The 4,063-nt window shown below is 70.8% G+C and carries 4 protein-coding genes; all 4 read right to left on the bottom strand.

Annotation, left to right across the window (positions count from 1 at the left end):
• Positions 1–121: 121 nt before the first annotated feature.
• Entirely contained in the window at positions 122–1,948 is a 1,827-nt protein-coding gene (locus ACFV4N_RS40715) for a glycoside hydrolase family 6 protein (protein WP_499678035.1), read from the bottom strand.
• Between the two features lie 432 nt (positions 1,949–2,380).
• Complete coding sequence (locus ACFV4N_RS40710) at positions 2,381–3,178, bottom strand: Rv1486c family protein (protein WP_499678034.1); 798 nt, start codon at positions 3,176–3,178, stop codon at positions 2,381–2,383.
• Between the two features lie 32 nt (positions 3,179–3,210).
• The gene (locus tag ACFV4N_RS40705) at positions 3,211–3,684 is read right to left on the bottom strand and encodes a YcxB family protein (protein WP_499678033.1); all 474 of its coding nucleotides are present in this window, start codon (positions 3,682–3,684) and stop codon (positions 3,211–3,213) included.
• Positions 3,681–4,063 (bottom strand): ferrochelatase (locus tag ACFV4N_RS40700; RefSeq protein ID WP_499678032.1); only part of this gene is annotated, 383 nt, incomplete at its 5' end. The genes ACFV4N_RS40705 and ACFV4N_RS40700, both read right to left, overlap by 4 nt.

Raw genomic sequence — 4,063 nt, 5'->3', positions numbered from 1 at the left:
TCTCCTCGACGTCCACGGGCACGACGCTAGGCGACCGGGCAAGCGGAAAAACGCCCGCGGGCGGTGTCCGGAGAGGACACCGCCCGCGGGTCGTGCAGCGATCTTCGGTTGTCGCCAGGGGTCAGCTCAGGGGCGGGTACGCGTTCCGCATGAGCTCCTGGAACTGGGCGGAGAACCAGTGGCCGGACACCGGGGCGTCGGCCAGGGCGCCCGAGGGGTTGTTGCCGTTGCGCACGTTGCCACCGTAGGTCGGGTCGCACATGCGGTCGAAGCCCTTGCCCTCGTTGTTCGGGATCTCCTTGCTCGAACCGTCGGACTCACCCGGCGGCTTGATCCACACGTAGGCGTCGATGCCGGGCTTCGGCGCGGCCTTCGGGCGCTCGCCCAGACCGGCACCGGCCTGGTTGCACCAGTTGCCCTTCTGGTGGCGGCGGTCGATGCGCGACTGGTTGACGTAGTCGTCCACGTTCGTGGAGGTCGACTTGCCGGTGGGCCGGTTGGCGCCGCCCCAGCCGTTGCGCGAGGTGTCGATCAGCATGCCGATGCCGCTGTCGAAGCCCTGCTTGACGAGCTCCTCGCGCATCGCCGTGGCGAAGCCGAGCTCACCGTTGAAGTCGTTCCAGTCGACCCACTTGGCCTTTTCCTTGACGATCTGGCCGCCGACCACGTCGTCGACCTTCCAGTACGGCTCCTCCAGCGCGGAGTAGTTCGCCGTGTTGGTGATGAAGCCGTGGATCTTGTCCTTGGTGGCGCCGTTCTTGCCGAGGATCGACGCGAACATCTTCGCCGAGGCGTAGAAGTTGTCGTACTCGGGAACGGTGTCGCCCCACCCGATCCAGCCGTGGTGGCCGGAGTCGATGTAGTTGTAGACGTTGCCGATGGCGCCCAGCTTGCCGATGGCGTACGAGACGCCCTCCTGGTAGTTGCCGTTCTGCTTCATGACGTCGCAGTTCGGCGTGGCCGTCGCGCGGGGCGAGACGTTGGTGACCAGGTTCGGCAGCGAGTCGATCTCGATGACCGGGACGATGCGCAGCTTGGAGTACTTCGGGTCGCCGACGATGGAGACGATCTTGTCGATGTACTCGGTCTTGTAGCGGCCGATCTCGTCGGCCTTCAGCTCACCGTTCGAGGCCAGCGCGGCGCAGTCGCGGCCGGGCAGGTTGTAGACGACGAACTGGAAGACCAGCTGACCGTCCGAGCGGGCGGCGCGCTGCTTCTCCGCCTCGTCCAGGTGGTCGGCCAGGCCCATCGAGCCGGTCGTGGGCGAGTCGTTGCCCTCGATCGCGCTGATGCGGTCCAGCCACACGCCGGTCGGCTGGTTCGCGACCCGCGAGCCACCCGGCTCGGCGGCGGCGCGAGCCGACCACTGCGGGTTGACGTACACGCCGGCGCCCACGTACGGGTTGTCCACGCGCGCACCCGGACCCGGGTTCTGACCACTGGTGGTCGTCGTCGTGGTCGTCGTGGTCGTCGTGGTCGACGTCGTGGTGGTCGTCGACGTGGTGGTGTCGATCGAGCCCGTGCACACCGTCCCGTTGAGGCGGAACTGCGTGGGCGCCGGGTTCGAGCCGTTCCACGAGCCGTTGAAGCCGGGGTTCACCGTCTGACCGGTGCCCAGGTTCGGGGCCCACGACGAGTTCCGGACCGTCACCCTGGTCCCGGACTGCGAGAACTGGCCGTTCCAACCCTGCTGGACCGTCTGGCCCGCGGCGAAGTCCCACTCCAGGGTCCAGCCGCCGGAGATCGCGTCCCCGAGGTTGGTGACCGTGACGTTGGCGCCGAATCCGCCGGGCCACTGGTTCGTGATCGAATACGCCACCCGGCAACCGGGTGCCGCGTTGGCGGTGGCGGTGCTCGCCACCACCCCGGCCGCGGACAGGGCCGCCACCGAGGTTACCGCCAACGCGCCCGCCACTTTGCGGGAACGTACGAACGTACGCAGACTCATGCATCGCCTCCTTGCGAGCAACTCGCCATCTGGGAGCGCTCCCAGCAGATCTGCCGCCACCCGGGATTCGACGCGAGACGGGGGACTACTGACTGGGAGCGCTCCCAGACGAACGGTAACGCATGACATGTCCTGTTGACGAGGGGTTGACCTGGAGATAATCCGGCCTTATACCCGTGCGCGAAGCCCACCTCCGAGCCCCTGACCAGCGGTTTCGCCGGATCGATCGGCTATGCAACTTTCTTGCGCAAAAGCTGCGCGGCCCCGTTCGGAGGCAAACGGAGCCGTCCACTGTCACCTGTTCAGACGAATGCGCTCGTTGATCCGGGAGCGGTGAAAACAAAATCATTCGAACGGACCTGGGAACTGGACCGCTTCAGAAACTTCGTCGAACCACGAATGATCTTGTCGAACATTCGACGACCGCACCCGCTAATGGCGGCCGGCCGCCTGATCCGAAAGGACTCGCACCGCCTCGTCCACCGCCGCGAGCCGAGCCCGCCGCACCGCGTCGCCCAGCGGTCGCAGCGCCTCGTCCCGGGCCCTCGTCGCGGTCGCCGACACCGCGCCGCCCGGCGCGTCCGAGGCGGCCACCTCCAGGATCGCGGCGACCTCGGCGGCGCGCTGGAGCACGCGCAGGGACCTCGGCGGCATCCCCGCGGGCCAGGCGAGCTTCTGGTGCTCGGCGGCCAGCGCGGCGATCTCGGCGCGCACGTTGGGCCGGTGCCGGGCCACGTCCAGGGTCACCAGCGCGGTGGCCGCCTCCCGCATCGCCGACGCCAGCCCGTGCTCGGCCTCCCCGATCGGCACGTGCTCGAACGCGGAGGCGGTCGGCAGGTCGAACACCGTCCACCGCAGCACGCCGTCGGCCACCAGCCGGGGCACCAGGCCCACGCCGACCTCGGGCAGCACCGCGGCCTGCCCGGCCTTCAGCGCGTACTTGACCAGCGGTCCGTCGCCGCCCAGCCCGCGCACGTCCCCCGGCACCGGCAGCACCAGCCGCGCGGTGGTCGTCGCGGCGCGGCGCAGCGACGCCAGCAGCAGCGCGGGGCCCACCGGGGCCTCGTCGGGGCCGGGCAGGTCGAGGGCGGTCGCGGTGCCGTCGTCGTCGGCGACCACCTCGTGCAGCTCGGCCCAGGCGCCCAGGGCGTCGAGGACGTCGTCCGCCGCGGCGGACCCGTGCAGCCAGGCGGACGTCCAGACGACCAGCGTCGCACTCGCAGTAGACACGCCGGTCAAGGGTACGCGGGACCGGGCGCGGATCAGGCCGCCGGCCCCACGTGTTCCACCAGCAGGGATCGGAACCTCTCCACCGCGTCGGCGTCGGCGAACGCGCGGCGCGGCACCGCGTACACCGCGGCCGTCCCGGTCCGCAGCACGAAGCCCCGCGGGGTCTCCACCCAGCCGGGCAGCTCGGCCCAGCTCAGCTCGCTGCGCGCGGCCTCGCCGACCGACATCCGCAACGAGTGGTCGTCCGCCGTGCCGGTCACCGCCCTGGCCGCCAGCGGGTGGTTGTGGAAGTTCACCGCCGCGCCCACCGGCACCAGCCCGGCGATGACCACGGCCAGGACCAGGCCGAACACGCCCGCCCACGTCATGCCCAGCACCAGCACGACGACGCCGAGCGCGCCGAGCGCCGCGGCGAACCACGGCGCCCAGCGGTAGAGCGGCACGGAGGTCTTCAGCGCGTCGCTCCAGTCACCCGCCCGGGGTGACCAGCCGAAGTCCACCGTCACCGCAGGGGCCTCTTCGCGGGCTCGCAGCACAGCGGGGCGCACGGCGCGCCGTTGACCGTGCAGCCGGCCGCCGGGAAGGCCGACAGCTTGCGCGCGGGCGCGCCCTCCAGGTGCTCGGCGACCAGCTCGGCCACCAGCCGGGCGAAGCGCGGGTCCTCGTTCGGGGTCGCCGCGCGGGCGAAGCCCATGCCCAGCTCGGCGGCGCGGTCGCGGGCCTCGGTGTCGAGGTCCCACACGACCTCCAGGTGGTCGCTGACGAACCCGATCGGGCACACCACCACGTTGGCCACGCCCTTGGCGTGCAGCGCCTCGACGTGGTCGACCACGTCGGGCTCCAGCCACGGGATCTGCGGCGGCCAGGAGCGGGACTGCCACACCA

Source organism: Actinosynnema sp. NPDC059797, from assembly GCF_042732085.1.
Lineage (GTDB): Bacteria > Actinomycetota > Actinomycetes > Mycobacteriales > Pseudonocardiaceae > Actinosynnema.
Note: the sequence above shows the minus strand (reverse complement) of the source record. Positions and strands in the feature narration are given on the sequence as shown.

Bases quoted from the DNA above. Each gene is read 5' to 3' on its own strand.
- ACFV4N_RS40715 (WP_499678035.1), bottom strand. From the start codon at position 1,948: ATGAGTCTGCGTACGTTCGTACGTTCCCGCAAAGTGGCGGGCGCGTTG.